Below are 19157 nucleotides of genomic sequence, written 5' to 3' on the forward strand. Positions count from 1 at the left end.
TGACAGGTGAGTTGTTTGCTAATTCATCTTGAATTAACGAAAAGTTAAGAGCGGTATTAATTGGTACTTGGGGATTATATTTATAGTTAATGTATTCATTTTTATTATCAAAAGAGCTATTGGCAACAACTGAAAAAAGTGAAAAACCAACGGCCAAAATAATTTTTTTCATCTGAACTTCCTCGACTTATCTTAATTAAAGCGAATATTCGCGAATAAGATTATGTCGTTTTTATCAGCAGATGTGGAGTTTTAGGCTTTTAATAATCTTGGTAACAGGAGTTTATAACTTTCTTGGAAAGTTACCCATATAGCTAATATTGAAATTACCTGCATTATATAGGGGGTCGCGGAATAGAAAACAAGCAAGTGTGGGGAGTTAGTTAGGTGCCGAATTAAATATTCTAAGACAACGGCTACCTGTAAAATAAGAGATAACCCGTATAAGCGAAATATTGTCCAATCTAAATTTATTGACTTAGAACGTAAATTAAACCAGTTCTCGGTAATACTTACTCTCGAAAATATCAAATTTCTAGCAATTAGAGTGACGATTATTAGCGCTATATTCCAGTATATTTCTGGTGGGGGGTACGCAGAAGCAAACCAGTAAACCTCTATACTTGATATTATCAGGGTAACAATTAGTAGTAACTTTGCAGCCCAATCATGCCTCAAATAATACGAGATCCCTAGGCTAAATGAATAGAGTAATAGTTTAGTTTCAATATTGCCGTTTATAAAAAACCAGACTGCTTCGTCGAGTGCGCGTAGTAAAAAAATAATTGTGATTACACCGAGCACGTTTATATCTTTGCGACAAATTAAAGCAGTGAATACCAGAACTCCTATAAATAGTAGATCAAATAAAACGGCGTCATTAAAAGTTATAATTCCTGCGGCGATAAAAAGCCCTCCAAAGAGGGCCGTAATTAGCTTGGGTAAGTATGCGCGCAATAACATTAGGTATGGTTGAAGCCGAAATAATCCATAACAGTAGAAAAGAAAGACTCACGGGTTTGTTCAGATGCTTTTTGCCTGCACACTGCCCACCACTTACTAATTACCTCAACACCTATGCTGTTCATTGTTTCAGGCTTTTCGTTTTCGATGGCCGACACAGTTTCCCGACTTATACCGACTCGTAACGCGAGTTCGCCTTGTGTGTAACCAGCTTCTTTGCGAAGTGATTTAAGTTGTACACCGCTGAACTTCTTTCTACGTGACATAGTGAGCTGGCTTCCTTCCTAAACATGATTTAATCGAACATTTAGTGGTTGTGGGTCTAAAAAGTTACCCTTTATTGTTCGAATATAAGGCAATGCTAGTGACTTGTAAATGACTTTTAACAAAGATTTTTAATTAATCGGTAATTAAATTTTGTATAAGATTCTTAAACTTAGGGCGATTTTAGGGGCTGCCGGTCATAAACACAGTATATATGGCAAGCGCTAATAGAAGGGCCTGCGCTGAGGATGGTCGTTTAAGCAATAAACGAGTTTTCAGAGGTGAAATACAGTACTAAAACGGGATATTGTTCAGGAATCGGCGCTAATTGTTGCAGTCGCTCATCGCCATTATCAATCGATTCTATAAACTGATTCCGTTTCTCAGGTCGTTATCAGGTAATTGCTTGAGTGATAATCTATCGGTGTTTTGAATCGAAACGTTTACACATAGAAGTGTTAATGCTTCCCATATGGTATTAAGCACTGGCATTTATTGGGGCTTAATTGCCCCCACTGGAAAGTGTTGCTACCGCTCATAGGCAGCGTTCAGCTAACGTTAGATTAATTTATTTTCGCACTTGGAGAGATGAGCATGAGTAAAACAATTTTAGTGACAGGCGCAACAGATGGAATTGGCTTTGAAACGGCGAAAATGTTGTTGTCTGCAGGTCATACTGTGTTATTACACGGTCGCAATAATCGTAAGTTACAAGATGCACAGGCCGCATTAATCTCTGCAACAGGCAGTAATAAAACGGAGTGTTATCTGGCCGATTTGTCTAACGTCAGCCAAGTGATCCAATTGGCTGATGAAATTCAAAAAAAGCATAAAGTGCTTGATGCGTTAATTAATAATGCAGGGGTATATAAAGTGCCATCTGTCATGACTGCGGATGAACTAGACGTGAGGTTTGTGGTTAATACGATAGCCCCGTATATATTAACGAAGGCGTTGCTTCCTGTACTTGGTAAAAATGCTCGAGTGGTGAATGTATCTTCGGCAGCTCAAGCGCCTGTTAGTCTGGCAGCATTAGCGGGTAATCAGCTTATAAATGACTCACAAGCCTACGCCCAAAGTAAACTTGCGCTAACCATGTGGTCTCGTCAATTAGGGGGGGCGTTAGCTGAGTCCGGCCCTGTGATCGTTGCAGTAAACCCGAAGTCATTACTAGGCAGTAAGATGGTAAAAGATGCTTATGGTATGGCGGGTAGTGATTTGCGCGTAGGTGCTGATATTTTATGCCGCGGTGCTTTATCTGAAGAGTTTTCACAGGCCTCTGGCCTCTACTACGACAATGATATTGAGCTATTCGCTCAACCACATCGCGACGCCCTGGATGAGCAAAAAACGCAAACAGTAGTGGCCGCCATGGATGATATTATTCAGCGTATTACCTCTAAATAAAAGCGTGTCTCGTGAATTCTACTCTATGTGGCAGTGTCTTTTAGATACTGCCAAGTCTCAAATTGTTTATTGATGTAGTCGATATTGCACAAGTGACAGTTTTCAGTGGCATGTCTGCACAGTTAAAAAGTGCGTTTGCAGAGCCAAACGCAGTATTCATGATCCCCACAGGCGGGTTTGTCCGTAAAATGAAACAGATGACTACAATGAACTGGGTTTCAGTTAGATAGTTTCTAACGTAAGCGCTTAGCAATTAAAACGTTTGGTGATATGTGATTAGTCAAGCGGAGTTAAACAAGAGGGTAAACATGAAGTACCTTAAACAGGCACTTCATGAATAGCGATCTAAATACAGCTCTATTTACTTTCCTCAAGTAACCGCTGATAGAGTAAATCTTTCAACATAGCGCGATCGTGTTTCATCTGATGCATCGCCTCGTCATCAATGGGGGCGTCTTTAAGTTCTAACACGCGTATTTCTTTATCTAATTCGTCGTACTGCTTTGCCTTCTCAGCAAATTTGGCATCGTTTTTATTGAGTGTTGAGATGACTTCTCTGTACTCGGGGAAATCGCTATTAAGTGAGTGATTTTCGCCTAACATGTTGACTCCTTATTTTATGAATAAACTGACATATACAATCTGCATTGAATTTTAATCGACGCTTGTAACATCAAAACGCGACGTGTGTTCAATCAAACTGCTAACGCCACCACCAAAAGACATAGGGATGATAGGGGCGTTTGTCAATCATTGGTACGGGAAATAACTATCGCGCACCGCAGATGCTATCGCTGTAAATGTTGTGAGTAACTACTTTTGCAACGCTCGCTCCCAATAAGGAGTTTGCCCATAATATGCCAAGAAGAAATCAATGAAAGCGCGCACCTTTGGCGCTAACTGGCGATTACTCGGGTAAACTGCCCAAATCGCCGTTTTGGACACCATGGGATAATCCTCTAACACTTGAACGAGTTGACCCGATTGCAAAGCCTGATAGGCACACCAGATAGATGACATAACAAGGCCCGAGCCTTCAATTGCGGCGTCTCGCACAGCCTCACCATTATCAATACGAATTTTCCCCGTTGCTTTTACACTTACGGGACCTTTGTCTGTTTCGAAGTCCCAAGTGTCAAGGCCCATTAAATTTACGCATTTATGATCCGTTATATCTTGAGGTGTTTTAGGGGCTCCATGGTTTTTTATGTATTCTGGCGAAGCGCAAACAATACGGCGATCTGGCGCGAGTTTGCGCGCAAACAAATTGGAGTCTTTTAAAGCTGCATCGCGTATCGCAATATCAAAGCCACCTTCAACTAAATCGACTATCGAGTCATTAAAGCGAAAATCCACTGATAAATCTGGATAGCGAGCTAAAAATTTTTCCAATGCAGGAACAATATGCATCCGCCCGAAAGAGGCTGGAGCCGTAACTCTCAAAACACCTTTAGGGTTATGCTCACCATCGCCCACTGAAGCCCGTGCAGTTTCGATATTCGTAAGTATTTCTTCTGCATGAGGTAAAAACGCTTCACCTTCTTCAGTTAATGACACCTTACGAGTAGTCCGATGTACAAGGCGCACACCTAAATTATCTTCAAGTTTGCTTATATAAGCGCTTGCTACTGCCGGCGATAAGTCTTGTTCTTGGCCCGCGGCACTGATGTTGCAAGTTCTTGCGATACGCACGAAAAGCTTGAGGTGCTCAATATTCATTCTATTATCAACTAAATCTAAAAACTGATTGTATCCATTGCCCGATTATCACTACAAAGTGAAGTGGTTACAATGCACATTCTTAATCAATAAAGAGGTCCTTGTGATGAAAGCGATGATTGTTAATGAATTTGGTGATTCCAGTGTTTTTACGTCAACCGAGATAGCTAAGCCTGAAATAAAGCCTGGCCACGTTTTAGTGCGCGTTGCCGCCAGTAGCGTTAATACAGTTGACATGATGATTCGGCAAATGGGCCCAGATCTACCCTTGTCGCCACCCGCACCAGCTGTATTAGGTATGGATTTCGCGGGTATCATCGAAGCCGTAGGCGAGGGCGTCACGGACTTCGCCGTGGGTGATGAAGTATACGGCTGTGCTGGTGGGTTAGCCGATTTACAGGGGACTCTCGCCGAATACATGCTTGCTGACGCAAAATTAATCGCGAACAAACCTAAAAATTTATCGATGCGTGAAGCCGCTGCATTGCCTCTAGTTGCCATCACTGCTTACGAAGGGTTAAAACGGGCACAGGTTAAAGAAGGTCAAAACGTATTAGTACATGGCGGTTCTGGTGGTGTAGGGCATATTGCATTGCAACTAGCACGCTACTTCGGTGCTAACGTCTTTTCAACTGGTGGCGGCGATGCACAAACTGCGCTAATTGAAGAATTGGGCGCGACCAGCATTAATTACAAAACAGAAACGGTTGCGGATTATGTACAAAAGCACACCCAAGGCGCTGGTTTTGATGTGATATTCGATTCAGTCGGCGGTGCGAATCTGCTGAATTCATTTGAAGCAGCTGCGTTAAATGGACAAATTGCCACAACAGTATCCTTGCTTGAACTCGACCTATCAGGCGCGCATTTCAAAGGATTATCATTGCACGTGGTGTTTATGCTTATTCCGATGCTGCACGACCACAAACGTGAAGTACACGGCCAGATTTTAACAGAAGTCGCAGGCATTATTGAAGCTGGCCATTTACGCCCGGTATTAGATGATCTGACATTCAGCCTCGAAGAAGTGGGCAAAGCGCACGATCGTTTAGCCAGTGGTCAAGGGCTAGGTAAAGTGGTTATCGATATTTAACCCATTAAGTAAAAGTTTGGTGTTGAGTACATACTGCGTTACTAGCGCAATGCGCTAGCTTTGGGGCCAATTTGGCCCCTTTTTTATTTCTCTTCTTTTACGTAGTTTTGCTTTTGGCATGAAAAATCTTGCCTTTCCCATCTTTGCTTTGTGTCATTCGCTTTCAGCAGAGCTGCTGAGGAAACGCTATTATTCGTTTTAAAAGTATAAATCCGGACTGATCCGCAAGCATTGATTGTTTATGTGCCTAATATCAGCGAAAATAGCGCGCAATGACGATTAACAAGACGGATTTGACGATTGAAGCGCAATTGATGGCTTCTACCTGTGCATACAAAACCGTGAAAACACGAGAAGATTTTATTAGATGTCGAACGCTTTAGTCCCGCAAGAAGTCTCACGCAGACGTACTTTTGCTATTATATCTCACCCGGATGCGGGTAAAACCACCATTACAGAAAAAGTATTATTGTTCGGAAATGCCTTACAACGTGCTGGTACCGTGAAAGGCAAAAAGTCTGGACAACATGCTAAATCTGACTGGATGGAGATGGAAAAAGAGCGGGGCATATCTGTCACCACATCCGTAATGCAATTTCCCTATTCTGATTGCTTGGTGAATTTGCTTGATACTCCAGGTCACGAAGATTTCTCAGAAGATACCTACCGTACGCTTACTGCGGTTGATTCATGTTTGATGGTGATTGATGCCGCGAAGGGTGTTGAAGCTAGAACCGTAAAGTTGATGGACGTCACACGTTTACGTGATACACCTATCATTACATTTATGAACAAACTAGACCGAGATACGCGTGATCCTATCGATCTGCTCGATGAAGTGGAAAGCGTGCTCAATATCAAATGTGCACCTATTACGTGGCCTATCGGTATGGGTAAAGAATTCAAAGGTGTTTATCACTTGCTGCGTGACGAAACGACGTTGTACCGCACTGGGCAAGGTCATACCATCCAAGAAAAGCGGGTTATCAAGGGCTTAGACAATCCTGAACTAGACACTGCGATTGGCGATTACGCTGACGAACTGCGTGATATGTTGGAGTTGGTAAAGGGTGCCTCTCACGAATTTAATTTAGAAGAATTTATTGCCGGTGAATTGACCCCGGTCTTTTTCGGTACCGCTATGGGTAACTTTGGTGTGGATCACATGCTTGATGGCTTGGTTGATTGGGCTCCCTCTCCACAAGGCCGTGAAACTGACCAAGGTAAAGTGGAAGCAAAAGACGAAAAATTTAGTGGTTTCGTGTTTAAAATTCAAGCCAACATGGATCCCAAGCACCGAGATCGTATTGCGTTCTGCCGGATTGTGTCGGGTAAATATCAAAAAGGCATGAAAATGCATCAAAGCCGTATCGGTAAAGATGTGCGTATTTCTGATGCCTTAACATTTTTAGCGGGTGACCGAGAGCTTCTCGAAGAAGCTTATGCAGGCGATATCATCGGTTTACATAATCATGGCTCGATTCAAATTGGCGATACTTTTACCGCAGGTGATAAGTTCCGATTTGCCGGTATTCCTAACTTTGCCCCTGAGTTATTTAAGCGAATTCGTTTGCGTGATCCGCTTAAGCAAAAACAATTGCTTAAAGGCTTGATCCAGCTTTCTGAAGAAGGCGCAGTGCAAGTATTCAGACCATTGCAAAACAACGATTTGATTGTGGGCGCAGTGGGTGTATTGCAGTTTGATGTTGTCGTTGCTCGTCTTAAAGGCGAATACAATGTGGATGCCATGTACGAGCATATCAACGTAGCCACTGCCCGCTGGATATACGGAAAAGATGAGCGAAAAGTAGATGAATTTCAACGCAAGGCCGAAGCCAATTTGGCCCTTGATGGTGGCGACAACCTGACCTACATCGCACCGACTATGGTCAACTTGTCGTTAGCTCAAGAGCGCTACCCCGATATAGAGTTTCATCAAACTCGCGAGCATTAATGGTTCGGGGCAGTTCGCCCCACCAATCTGCACATCATCGATGTGTTCAACGAATACGACTATTGGCTTTTAAAATATGAACTTACACACACTATTATTGAATAAATTTAGCGCGGCTTTAGTTGCTATAGGCGCGCCAGAAAATTCTCCCGCGCCTCTTAGCCGTGCAACAAAAGTTGGCTTTGGTGATTATCAATTCAACGGTGCCATGGCATTGGCTAAAGTACTAAAGCAAAAACCACGTGATATTGCTGAGAAAATAGTTGAAGCCGTTGAGCTTGATGGTATTGCGGAAAAACTTGAAGTTGCGGGCCCAGGTTTTATTAATATTTATCTGAGCAAAGCGTGGCTTGCAGCACAGTTGTCAGAGGCTGCTGCAGACACTCGCTTAAACATTGAAGCCCAGCCAAGCAAAACGGTGGTAGTGGATTACTCGTCGCCTAATTTAGCTAAAGAGATGCACGTAGGTCATTTACGTACCACTATCATTGGTGATGCAGTCGTCAAAGCGCTCGAATTCATGGGCCACAAGGTTATTCGCCAAAATCATATGGGGGATTGGGGGACGCAATTCGGCATGTTGCTGGCGCACCTAAACGACAAACTTGAATCAAACCAAGTCGCTGAAACAGCACTTTCTGATTTAGAAGACTTCTACCGTGAAGCGAAAGTGCGTTTTGATGAAGAAGAAGGCTTCGCTGATCGCGCCCGTGAATACGTGGTGAAACTACAAGGTGGCGACAGCCATTGTTTGGCCTTATGGCAGAACTTTATTGATGTGTCGATTACCCACAGTGAAGAGGTTTATCATAAGCTCAATGTGAGCTTAACCCGTGACGACATTATGGGTGAAAGTGCCTATAACCATGACTTGGCCAACGTGGTAAACGAACTGCAAGCCAAAGGATTAGCGGTTGAAAGCCAAGGCGCACAAGTGGTGTTTTTACCCGAATTAGCTGATAAAGAAGGCAACCCTGCTGCGTATATCGTGCAAAAATCTGGCGGTGGGTACTTGTACGCTACTACAGATTTAGCGGCTATACGTCACCGTAATAAGCAATTACACGCTGATCGCACACTGATTTTGACTGATGCGCGACAAGCGTTGCATTTCAAGCAAACCGAATTGGTTGCCCGTAAAGCTGGTTTTATTGAGCCGGAGCAAACCTATGAGCACTGCCCATTTGGAATGATGTTAGGCAACGATGGTCGCCCTTTCAAAACCCGTACAGGCGGGACCGTGAAATTGGTTGAACTGCTAGATGAAGCGGTTGAGCGTGCTGAAGCGTTATTGAGTAAACGCGAAACTGATTTATCCAGTGACGAGTTAAAAGTACTGGCCAATAAAATTGGTATCGGTGCGGTGAAGTACGCTGATTTAAGTAAAAACCGTACCACTGATTACATGTTTAGCTGGGACAGCATGCTCAGTTTTGAAGGCAATACAGCACCATATTTGCAGTACGCTTATACGCGTGTGATGAGTATTTTCCGTAAGGCAGGAGTTGATCACCAAACCTTAAATGCACCGATTTCACTTGATGCCCCTCAAGAAAAAATCCTTGCGGTGAAGCAACTACAATATGTTGAAGCCATTAACCAAGTCATTGCAGAGGGCACCCCTCATGTCTTGTGTACTTACCTGTACGAGCTTGCTAGCTTGTTTATGAGCTTTTACGAAGCCTGCCCGATGTTAAAAGACGGCATTGAACAGGACGTGCGCGATAGTCGAATGACACTTGCGGCCTTAACCGCTAAAACCTTGCAATCGGGCTTAAGCTTATTGGGTATCGACACTATGGAGCGTATGTAACACCGCAGCTTCAACGATGTTAAAATGCAAACACCCGCTTTTTAGCGGGTGTTTTTGTTTGTGATGATGGTTGTAGTCGTGGCTGGCGAATATTGATTTTTATTTCATCGCCCTTGACGTCTGTCATTAATACAGAAAATCCGGTAAAATCCGCCGCCATTCAATCGCTATGACAATGTTAAGGTTTATGTTCGAAATCAATCCAATATTAAATACTATCAGTGACGTAAAGCAGCGCAGTGCATCGCTTCGGGGGTACCTTTGACTATGATCAAAAGAGTGAACGCCTTGAAGAAGTCAACCGCGAATTAGAAAGCCCTGATGTATGGAATGAGCCGGAACGTGCTCAAGCCCTTGGTAAGGAAAAAGTTACCTTAGAGCAAGTGGTAGAAACCATTGTTTTTCTGGAACAGGGTTGTGTTGATGTTGAAGAACTACTTGAATTAGCGGTAGAAGAAAACGACCAAGAAACACTGGACGAAGCTGAAAAAGACTTAGCTGAGTTGGTATCTAGACTTGAAACGTTAGAGTTTCGTCGTATGTTTAGCGGCCCGAATGACGCTAACGATGGCTATATTGACATCCAGTCAGGCTCGGGTGGCACAGAAGCGCAAGATTGGGCCAGTATGTTGCTGCGCATGTATCTTCGCTGGGGTGAAGCTCACGGCTTTAAAACTGAGTTGATTGAAGTCTCTGATGGGGATGTTGCCGGTATTAAAAGTGCAACCATTCGCTTTGAAGGTGAATATGCATTTGGTTGGCTGCGCACCGAAACGGGCGTACATCGCTTAGTTCGAAAATCTCCTTTTGATTCAGGAAGCCGACGTCATACCTCGTTTGCCTCTGTGTTTGCTTACCCAGAAATTGATGATGATATTGAGATAGATATCGACCCATCTGATCTGCGTATTGATACATATCGCGCCTCTGGTGCGGGTGGTCAGCACGTAAACAGAACCGATTCTGCGGTACGTATTACCCACGAACCGACGAATATTGTAGTGCAGTGTCAAAATGACCGCTCGCAACATAAAAACAAAGCCCAAGCCATGAAACAGCTAAAAGCCAAGCTGTATGAATTCGAGATGCAAAAGCAGAACGAAGAAAAGCAATCTATGGAAGACAGTAAGTCTGATATCGGCTGGGGCAGCCAAATTCGTTCCTACGTGCTGGACGATTCTCGAATTAAAGACTTACGTACCGGTGTTGAAACGCGCAACACCCAAGCCGTGTTGGACGGCGATTTAGACAAATTTATACAAGCCAGTTTAAAGTCTGGTTTGTAAGAAACCCACATTAATATACAGCTACTAGAAATCAGGAAAGTCGATGACTGAACAGCAACAAGATGAAAACAAGCTCATAGCTGAGCGCCGGGCTAAACTTTCACAGATCCGTGAAAACTGTAAATCGAACGGTTTCCCTAATACCTTCCGCCGTGAATTTTATAGCGAAGATCTTCAAGCTGAATTTGGTGAGCACGAGAAAGTAGCCCTAGAAGAACTCGGTAAAGTGGTTAGTATTGCTGGGCGTATTCTAGCCAAACGTGGTCCATTCTTGTTGTTGCAAGACATGACAGGACGCATTCAAGCGTATGCCTCAAAAGACACGCAAAAAGACATTAAAGCCCGTTATACCAGTTTAGACATCGGTGACATCATTGGTGTTAAAGGTGAGTTGCACAAGTCGGGTAAAGGCGACTTGTACGTCACTATGAACGAATACCAATTGTTGACTAAGTCATTGCGTCCCTTGCCTGAAAAGTTCCATGGCCTTGCTGATCAAGAAACTAAGTATCGCCAGCGTTATGTTGATTTGATTACCAATCAGCAAACGCGTGAAACATTTATGATCCGTAGCAAAATTGTCACCGGTATTCGTAATTTCCTAAGTCAGCGTAAGTTCATGGAAGTAGAAACACCTATGCTGCAAGTGATCCCAGGTGGTGCGACGGCAAAACCGTTCAACACTCATCATAACGCCTTAGACATTGACATGTACTTGCGTATCGCGCCTGAGCTTTACCTAAAGCGCTTAGTGGTAGGTGGTTTTGAGCGCGTGTTTGAAATAAACCGTAACTTCCGTAACGAAGGCTTATCAACACGTCATAACCCTGAGTTCACTATGCTTGAGTTCTATCAAGCCTATGCTGATTATCAAGACTTGATGAACCTAACGGAAGAAATGTTGCGCACGGTTGCACAAGACGTACTAGGCACTGTCATCGTTAAGAACACCATCAAAGATACTGAAGGTAACGTAGTCGAAGAGAAAACCTATGACTTTGGCCAACCTTTCCAACGTCTAACCATGAGCGAAGCCGTCATCAAGTACTGGCCTGAAGCAAATGTAGCGGCGATCAACGATCCTGAAGCGCATCTCGATGAGCTAAAAGCCATGGCGAAACAGTTGCACATTAAAGAGCCAGAAGTTGATGGTATTTGGGGTGCTGGTAAGTACCTATGTGAAATTTTCGAAGCAACAGCCGAAGAGCAACTTGATCAGCCAACATTTATTACTGCGTACCCGTGGGAAGTGTCGCCTTTGGCGCGTCGTAATGACGACAATCATTTTGTGACTGACCGTTTTGAGTTCTTCGTAGGCGGCCGTGAATTAGCCAATGGTTTCTCTGAGTTGAATGACTCAGAAGATCAAGAAGCGCGTTTCCGTAAACAAGTGGCTGAGAAAGATGCAGGTGATGATGAAGCGATGCACTTCGATGACGACTATATTCGTGCTCTTGAATACGGTTTACCACCAACAGCAGGCGAAGGCATTGGTATCGACCGTTTGGTGATGTTATTCACTGACAGCCCAACGATTAAAGACGTGATCTTGTTCCCGCATATGAAACCAGAAGTCAGCGGCGACAAGGCTGAATAATCAGTCAATAAGTCCAGTATAAGAAAGAGCGCTAATAAGCGCTCTTTTTGTATCTAAGTGAAAAGTTTAAGTGAGGCAGAAGGGTTACTAAAACACATTTCATTACCGGTAGGCTCTTATGCCAATGCGTTTATTTTGTTAACCAACTCAGTATTAAATGGTACATCTAATCCCTGTTTTTGGGCTTCTTGGCATATGTAACCGTTAATAAAAGCAATTTCGCTTAAACGATGATGAGCGATATCTTGATACATAGATGAGTAGTTAGTAGCGGTGGCGTTAGCCACACTAAGCACCTTTTCGACCAGCTCACCTTTATCTGCATGAAATCCACTGGCTGTCATCACGCTTACTGTTTCAGCACAAATACTTTCGATATCAGCGCGGTACTTCAACTCGGTTAACTGACCATTGTTGACTCTGTGAATGGCAGTAAGTGGGTTTATTGCTGCATTAATCGCAAGCTTGTCCCACAGAGCTTGTTCAATTTTTTCATGCCAAGTACATGGCCCCAAAAGTCGGTTCAATATGTTGTGGATTTGTTCAGAGTCAATCGCCCCTGGATGTTGTAGATAGCCTAAATGGCAAACTCCCAACCCCGTTTCAGTCACACTCTGCGCATCTGGCTTATAGGCCGCGTGACTGGTGGTTGCTGCAATAATTGGATTATCAGGCAGCAGTGCTTTTGCACTCTCAATCACCCCCATACCATTGTGCAACAATACAATTGTTTGCACAGGTGTTAAATCGGTTTGCAACTGCTTGAGCGCATTCACTACCTGATAGGCCTTTACGGGAATAATCAGCAGATTAAATTCGCTCAGGCTAGCGCGTGCAAGTGAGTCGATGTTAATTTGATGGGCCTGATGCCCAATGTCGGTTGCAGTAAGTGTAAAGTGCTGCTGGGATCGCATGAAGACACCAACATCTTGCTTTATTTGATAACATTTAAGCACCAGCAAGTTACCGATAGCGCCATTTCCCAAAATCGCCACTTTCATTGATAGGTTCCTCTATTTCATCTACTGGCGGCAGTTGGTTTTGTTTTAGGCCAAGATATTAACCATGGCTCACTGTACTCTCGCATAGCAACTTGGCAGTCTTCGTTGGTAAAAAGCTCGCCGCTAAAAGGAGGGCAGGTAAGCTGTATCAGTTGCCCTTGGTATTCAAAGCGCAAGCAATAAGCATGTAGGTAGGTTCTATCTTGTTCTATGCCCTTATATAAAGCATCACCTAAAATAGGGCTGCCTAAGCTTTTTAGCATGACGCGTAGCTGGTGGGTCTTGCCAGTTAACGGTTTTAGCAAGAAAAGCCGAATACCCGCTGAAACGCTTTTACTGAAAAACTGTGAGGTCGCTATTCCAGTACCGCCTTGACTGAACGCCCACTTCCCATCGCGAATTTTCTTCATGGCACCGCTGACGGTACCCTGCTTTTTCTTTGGTTTTGGGCTGCCCAAGGCTAGGTAATACTTTTCAATTGCACGTGCTTCGAACAGTTTGCCTAGTGTGCTTGCTGCTTGAGCATTTTTGGCCAAAATCAGTAAACCTGAAGTGACTTTGTCTAAGCGGTGCACCAGCCAGAGTTTGTCGACTGCTTGCTGGGCGCACATCACAGGCAGGATACCCTGGGCGTCCAATTCATTTTGCACACTTATTCCATGGGGCTTGTCGATAACAAAAAAATCGGGGTGATCCAAAACAACACGAATAGACGTGACAGGGAAGCTATTCAAGTAAGGCAATCGCCGCGGGGTAATCAAGATCATCAATGGCATCTCGCAGTGCAACCTGACCTGAGGCATCTAAAGCGCAATCGCGAATATACTGATCGAGTTTGCTGGGGGTAATAAATTCGTTTCTATTAAGTGCCGTTAATAAATCTTGCTTACCTTGGGCGTTGACCACACCTGAGGTTTCTACTGATGCAGTGCCCGCTGCGTCTTGCGATGCGGCTACATATTCATTAATACAGGTTAATGTTTGACGAAGCACAGCATTGTATGCGGTGCAATCTAAGGTTTCATTTTCTTCATCTTTAATTTGAGCTTCAAAATCACGGCTGGCCTGATGCAGCGCTGACATGCCTAAATTACCGCTAACGCCTTTTATAGTGTGAACCAGCTGTCGAACCGAATCTAAATTTTGTAAGCGAATATCACTGACAAGTGTGTTTTCAGTGTCAGAATATTGCTCGTTAAATTTACCAAGCATTTTAACCAATAGGCTCTGATTGCCGCTAAATTGGCGCAGTGCAAAGTCTACATCGAAAATTACGGGTTCTTGATTCATGTACAGGATCCTTAGAGCTGGCGGTAATATCGCGCGGTGCCAATCAGCACAAGCTGGGTGACTTTATTATGAATGAAAGGGTAGACTATTCAACTAGTGTAAATCAATGGGCAAGTTTCTCGTGGTAAAAAAAATCGTTATATTATCGGCATTTGCTGGCTTTCTATCCGCATGTCAACCCACCAACACAGTGACACAACCGACGACTACAAATTTACCTACTGGGGTAACCTTAGTCGCTGAGCATGGTGCAAGTGACGACCAAGTTCGGATCCCCTACAAAAAGTATCGCCTTGCCAATGGACTAACCCTGGCCTTACACGAAGACCATTCCGATCCTCTTGTACATGTTGATGTGACGTATCACGTGGGCTCAGCCCGAGAAGAAGTGGGAAAGTCAGGCTTTGCCCATTTTTTTGAACACATGATGTTCCAAGGCTCGAAAAACGTCGCAGATGACGAACATATAAAAATAGTGACTGAGGCTGGTGGCAGTATGAATGGCACCACCAATTCTGATCGCACTAACTATTATGAAACCGTGCCGGCTAATCAACTTGAAAAAATGATTTGGCTTGAAGCCGATCGCATGGGTTTTTTACTCGGTTCGGTGACCCAAGAAAAGTTTGAGATACAGCGCGAAACAGTTAAAAACGAGCGTGGCCAGAGTTACGATAACCAACCTTATGGCCTGCGCAGTGAGCGTAACTCGGAGGCCTTGTATCCAGCAGGGCACCCCTATTCGTGGTCAACAATTGGTTACTTAGAAGATTTAAATCGCGTAAACGTAGATGATCTAAAAGCGTTCTTCAAACGCTGGTATGGCCCTAATAACGCTGTGTTAACCATTGGCGGTGACATCGAGCCGGAGCAGGTGCTTGCATGGGCCAACAAATACTTTGGTTCTATTCCTGCTGGGCCAAGTGTGGAAAACGCTGAGAAAGAACTCGTTACCCTAGATGAAACGCGCTTTGTTACCTTAGAAGATGAAATACATTTGCCCTTATTGCAGGTCACGTTTCCTACTGTTTATGTGCGCCACGAAGACGAAGCACCCCTCGATGTACTATCAAATATTCTAGGGGCGGGTAAAACGTCATTGTTTTATAAAAATCTAGTCAAAGACGGGTACGCAGTACAAGCAATGGTGTCCCACCCTTGCCAAGAGCTGGCCTGTGAATTTCAGTTAATCGCACTCGCTAACCCGCAAAATAGCACCAATTTATCTGAGCTTTATGCACGTTTCGAGCAAACGTTGGCTGAGTTTGAAAAGCGCGGTGTGAACGAAGACGATTTAAACCGCACTAAAGTGGGTATTGAGTCTTCAACGATCTTCGGTTTGCAAAGTGTGTCGGGTAAGGTATCAACGCTAGCATCAAATCAAACCTTTGACGGCGAGCCTGACATGGTGCAGTACGATTTGGACCGCTACAATGCTGTCACGGCAAAAGATGTGATGCGTGTTTACCAGCGCTATATTAAAGATAAACCGAGTGTGGTGTTAAGTATCGTGCCTAATGGCCAAGTCGGTTTAGCCGCTAAGCCTGCTAATTTCACTGTCCCAAAGCGTCAACTAGATAATATCAAAACAGTGCAGGCGCACATCGAACAAGCCACGATTGTTGATACCTTCGATCGCAGTATTCAGCCCCCAGCTGGGCCTTCACCGGTGGTGAGCGTGCCTGATTTTGACGAGCAGCGTTTTGAGAACGGTCTAACCCTTGTTAGCTTAGCAACGGATGAAACGCCCACGGTCTCGATTAGCTTCAACATGGAAGGCGGGCCTTTACTCGACCCTATCGATAAGGCTGGTTTAGCGTCTTTTACTGCTCAAATGATGAATGAAACGACCAAGGGCTTTACCAATGAAGAAATGGCAAATCAATTAGCGTTATTAGGCAGCAGCATTCGTTTCGATGCAAATGGCCGCTTTACCACGGTGCGTATTAATAGTTTGTCACGTAATTTGGATGCAACTTTAGCATTATTCAAAAAGAAGATGTTCAACCCAGCATTTTCACAAAGTGATTTCGAGCGGTTGAAGCAACGCTCTGCGCAGTCACTTCAACAGCAAGTTAAAAATCCATCCGTTTTGGCAAGCCGAGCGGTGAGCGAATTACTATTTGGTAAAGATAACCGCGTTAGCCTGCCAGATTCTGGCACCCTGAGCACCATTCAAAATATTTCTCTAGAAGATGTGAAAGCCTACTATCAGCAATATTATTCACCTTCGAAAGCAAACGTAGTGGTAGTCGGTGACATAGATACGAAATCTTTGCAGACATCGTTAGCCTTTTTAACAAATTGGCCGGCTAAACCATACGAAATAAAAGACTATGCTGAATTTCCTGAGATGGGCAAGCCAGTTATTTATCTGGTGGATAAGCCAGGGGCAAAGCAATCAGTCGTATCTATCTTTAAACCTTACCTGCCGTACGATGCCACAGGCGAGCAATTTAGAAGTAAGCTTATGAATTTCGCACTTGGTGGTGTATTCAGTAGTCGTATCAACTTGAATTTACGCGAAGACAAAGGCTATACCTATGGCGCTTCAACCAATTTTATTGGTGGCAAAACGCTAGGTTGGTTTAACGCTAGCGCTGACCTCAAGCAAGACAATACCGCTGATGGTATTCATGAAATGCTCAGTGAAATAAGTGAGTATCATGAGAAAGGGATGACGCAAACTGAGTTAGAACTGATGCGCAATGCCTTTACGCAAGGAGATGCATTAGAATATGAGACACCGTCCAGTAAAGCGGGATTTCTGCGTCACCTACTGACCTTCGGCTTAGACAAATCGTACCGCGGGACGCAAAATGAGATTATTCATAATATAGATAAAGCCGAACTTAATGCACTTGCTGCAAAGGTGCTTGATCCTAACTCAATGCAAGTTGTGGTCGTTGGAGATGCAAGTGTTATCCGCGCTCAGTTGGCAACGCTTGGAAGAGAAGTGGTTGACCTGACCGTTGAATATTAATACCTGAGCTGAGCGAATATTTGCTTAGCGAGGGTCTATATTCCTTGAAATAACTTTTACGCTCCCCATTTACTGTGGGTTGCTGACATTATTGGAATTTACTTTGCAAACATTAGATAAAGATTTTAACGAGCGTTTAGCCATTCTAGCGAAAGAAGAGCTTGCTTCTACATTGGCGGGCATAAGCCATGGAATAGAGCGTGAAGCGCTACGTATTCAACCTAATGGTAAGTTAGCGCAAACGCCTCACAATGAAAAATTGGGGGCCGCTTTAACCCACGATTACATTACGACTGATTTCTCTGAGTCTCTTTTGGAGTTCATTACGCCACCTGAGCAAAATGTTGATAAAACATTGGGCCAGCTTCGTGACGTACATAAATTTGCACTCGCCAATATTGGTGATGAATGTTTGTGGCCTATGAGTATGCCTTGCTACATAGATGATCAGAATGAGATCCCCATTGCGCAGTTCGGCAAATCGAATGTGGGTAAAATGAAAAGCCTTTATCGGGAAGGCTTAAAGAATCGATATGGCAGCATGATGCAAGCGATTGCGGGAGTGCATTTCAATTTTTCATTGCCTGATAGTTTCTGGGATATTTGGCTAGACAAAGTAGAAGGTAGCGAAAATAATAAAGAAACAAAGTCAGCAGCTTATTTCGCATTAATTAGAAACTATCGCCGTTTCTGTTGGTTAATCCCTTATTTATATGGTGCGTCACCTGCATTGTGCAGTTCATTCATCAAAGGCAAAAATACCACTTTACCATTTAAAACGATTGGCAAAGGATCGCTCTATCTCCCTTATGCAACATCATTACGTATGAGTGATCTGGGTTACACCAACAGTGCGCAATCGGGTTTGATGACATGTTATAACCAAGTCGACACTTATATAGCCTCGTTACGCAAAGCCATTAGTACGCCCTCAGAAATATTCGAGAAATACGCGGGTAAGAAAGACGGGCAATACCAGCAACTTAACAGCAACGTGCTGCAGATAGAAAATGAGCTGTATTCACCCATCCGCCCTAAACAACCCACAAAACCGTTAGAGAAGCCGACAGACGCCTTACAAGCTCGTGGGGTTGAGTACATCGAAGTGCGCGCATTGGATGTGGATCCGTTTAGTGATATTGGCATTGAGCGTAATCAATTTTTCTTCTTAGATGTTTTTCTTGTGTATTGTGTGGTGATGCCCAGCCTGGATATGACGCCGGACTCATATCGTGAAACAGAAACTAACTTACGTGCAGTAGTTGATCATGGTCGCGATCCTGAGCTGATGCTCTCAACAGAGGGGGAATCTGTGCCAATGAACCAATGGGCCGCAGAATTATTTGCAGGCATGAGACAAGTAGCGAAAGTATTAGACACCAATCATGAAGTCGCTGAATACAGTAAAGCGGTAGAACAAGAGTGGCAAAAAATTGTGGATCCAGCTTTAACGCCTTCTGCAAAGGTATTGGCGATATTGCTAGGTGAGAATAAAGATAACGGCACTTTAGGGGTTGAATTGGCTTCAGCGTACAAGCAGAGCCTAAATCAAGCTGAATATAAGTTCTTCGACGCAGAAAAGCTTAGTCAGCATGCTGTGAGCTCGTTGGATGCTCAGCATCATATCGAGCAGTCTGACACTGTGAGCTTTGATCAATTCTTAAGTGACTATTTTACCTATCAGTTTAATTAGCCGCTTATAGTAGTCATATATCATATGCCCGGCCTAAGCCGGGTTTTTTGTGCCTGTTGCTATTTGCTAATCTATTGGTAGGAACAAAAAAAAG

At 43.8% G+C, this 19157-nt stretch carries 15 protein-coding genes; 8 read left to right on the forward strand and 7 right to left on the reverse strand.

Going from position 1 to position 19157, the window contains the following annotated elements:
- Positions 1-962: 962 nt before the first annotated feature.
- Positions 963-1229, reverse strand: coding sequence for a type II toxin-antitoxin system RelB family anti-toxin (locus tag GMES_RS08680; RefSeq protein WP_006992269.1), 267 nt, complete (start codon positions 1227-1229; stop codon positions 963-965).
- 592 nt (positions 1230-1821) lie between these two features.
- On the opposite strand from GMES_RS08680, the gene GMES_RS08685 reads away from it, so the two are divergent.
- A complete protein-coding gene (locus GMES_RS08685) occupies positions 1822-2634 on the forward strand; it encodes an SDR family NAD(P)-dependent oxidoreductase (RefSeq protein WP_006992271.1) in 813 nt (270 codons plus the stop codon).
- Positions 2635-2991: 357 nt separating this feature from the next.
- On the opposite strand, the gene GMES_RS08690 is transcribed toward GMES_RS08685, so the two are convergent.
- Entirely contained in the window at positions 2992-3237 is a 246-nt protein-coding gene (locus GMES_RS08690; protein ID WP_006992273.1) for an HP1242/YdcH family protein, read from the reverse strand.
- A gap of 210 nt (positions 3238-3447) precedes the next feature.
- Positions 3448-4353: a LysR family transcriptional regulator gene (locus tag GMES_RS08695; RefSeq protein WP_006992274.1), complete on the reverse strand. Its 906-nt coding sequence runs from the start codon at positions 4351-4353 to the stop codon at positions 3448-3450.
- Positions 4354-4459: 106 nt separating this feature from the next.
- Here GMES_RS08695 and GMES_RS08700 point away from each other — a divergent pair, with 106 nt between their 5' ends.
- From GMES_RS08700 to argS, 3 genes are all read left to right on the forward strand, one after another.
- Positions 4460-5446: a zinc-dependent alcohol dehydrogenase family protein gene (locus tag GMES_RS08700; protein ID WP_006992275.1), complete on the forward strand. Its 987-nt coding sequence runs from the start codon at positions 4460-4462 to the stop codon at positions 5444-5446.
- 367 nt (positions 5447-5813) lie between these two features.
- Positions 5814-7400 carry a peptide chain release factor 3 gene (gene prfC, locus GMES_RS08705; protein WP_006992276.1) on the forward strand — a complete coding sequence of 529 codons (1587 nt, stop codon included), beginning with the start codon at positions 5814-5816 and terminating at the stop codon, positions 7398-7400.
- A 76-nt stretch (positions 7401-7476) separates the two neighbouring features.
- Positions 7477-9213: an arginine--tRNA ligase gene (argS, locus tag GMES_RS08710; RefSeq protein WP_006992277.1), complete on the forward strand. Its 1737-nt coding sequence runs from the start codon at positions 7477-7479 to the stop codon at positions 9211-9213.
- A 19-nt stretch (positions 9214-9232) separates the two neighbouring features.
- Here argS and GMES_RS22450 read toward each other — a convergent pair whose 3' ends face one another.
- Positions 9233-9373 carry a hypothetical protein gene (locus tag GMES_RS22450; RefSeq protein ID WP_006992278.1) on the reverse strand — a complete coding sequence of 47 codons (141 nt, stop codon included), beginning with the start codon at positions 9371-9373 and terminating at the stop codon, positions 9233-9235.
- 27 nt (positions 9374-9400) lie between these two features.
- On the opposite strand from GMES_RS22450, the gene prfB reads away from it, so the two are divergent.
- Together prfB and lysS are read left to right on the forward strand one after the other, a co-directional pair.
- Positions 9401-10499 (forward strand): peptide chain release factor 2 gene (gene prfB / locus GMES_RS08715; RefSeq protein ID WP_152334448.1). Its coding sequence is split into 2 segments (ribosomal slippage): positions 9401-9475 and positions 9477-10499, totalling 1098 coding nucleotides; the frame shifts between segments, so codons are not numbered across the junction.
- A 43-nt stretch (positions 10500-10542) separates the two neighbouring features.
- Entirely contained in the window at positions 10543-12096 is a 1554-nt protein-coding gene (gene lysS, locus GMES_RS08720; RefSeq protein ID WP_006992280.1) for a lysine--tRNA ligase, read from the forward strand.
- A 116-nt stretch (positions 12097-12212) separates the two neighbouring features.
- Here lysS and GMES_RS08725 read toward each other — a convergent pair whose 3' ends face one another.
- From GMES_RS08725 to GMES_RS08735, 3 genes are read right to left on the reverse strand one after another with little or no spacing between them, the layout of a single operon-like run.
- Positions 12213-13097: a ketopantoate reductase family protein gene (locus GMES_RS08725; protein WP_006992281.1), complete on the reverse strand. Its 885-nt coding sequence runs from the start codon at positions 13095-13097 to the stop codon at positions 12213-12215.
- A 17-nt stretch (positions 13098-13114) separates the two neighbouring features.
- A complete protein-coding gene (locus tag GMES_RS08730) occupies positions 13115-13831 on the reverse strand; it encodes a TIGR01621 family pseudouridine synthase (RefSeq protein WP_006992282.1) in 717 nt (238 codons plus the stop codon).
- On the reverse strand, positions 13824-14387 hold the full coding sequence (locus GMES_RS08735; RefSeq protein ID WP_006992283.1) for an Hpt domain-containing protein: 564 nt from the start codon (positions 14385-14387) through the stop codon (positions 13824-13826). The genes GMES_RS08730 and GMES_RS08735 overlap by 8 nt, the downstream gene beginning before the upstream one ends.
- Positions 14388-14493: 106 nt before the next feature.
- Here GMES_RS08735 and GMES_RS08740 point away from each other — a divergent pair, with 106 nt between their 5' ends.
- A complete protein-coding gene (locus GMES_RS08740; RefSeq protein WP_006992284.1) occupies positions 14494-17370 on the forward strand; it encodes a M16 family metallopeptidase in 2877 nt (958 codons plus the stop codon).
- Positions 17371-17473: 103 nt separating this feature from the next.
- Positions 17474-19063, forward strand: coding sequence for a glutamate--cysteine ligase (gene gshA, locus GMES_RS08745; RefSeq protein WP_006992285.1), 1590 nt, complete (start codon positions 17474-17476; stop codon positions 19061-19063).
- The last annotated feature ends 94 nt before the right edge of the window (positions 19064-19157 follow it).

Origin of the sequence: Paraglaciecola mesophila KMM 241 (assembly GCF_000315015.1) — a bacterium.
Lineage (GTDB): Bacteria > Pseudomonadota > Gammaproteobacteria > Enterobacterales > Alteromonadaceae > Paraglaciecola > Paraglaciecola mesophila.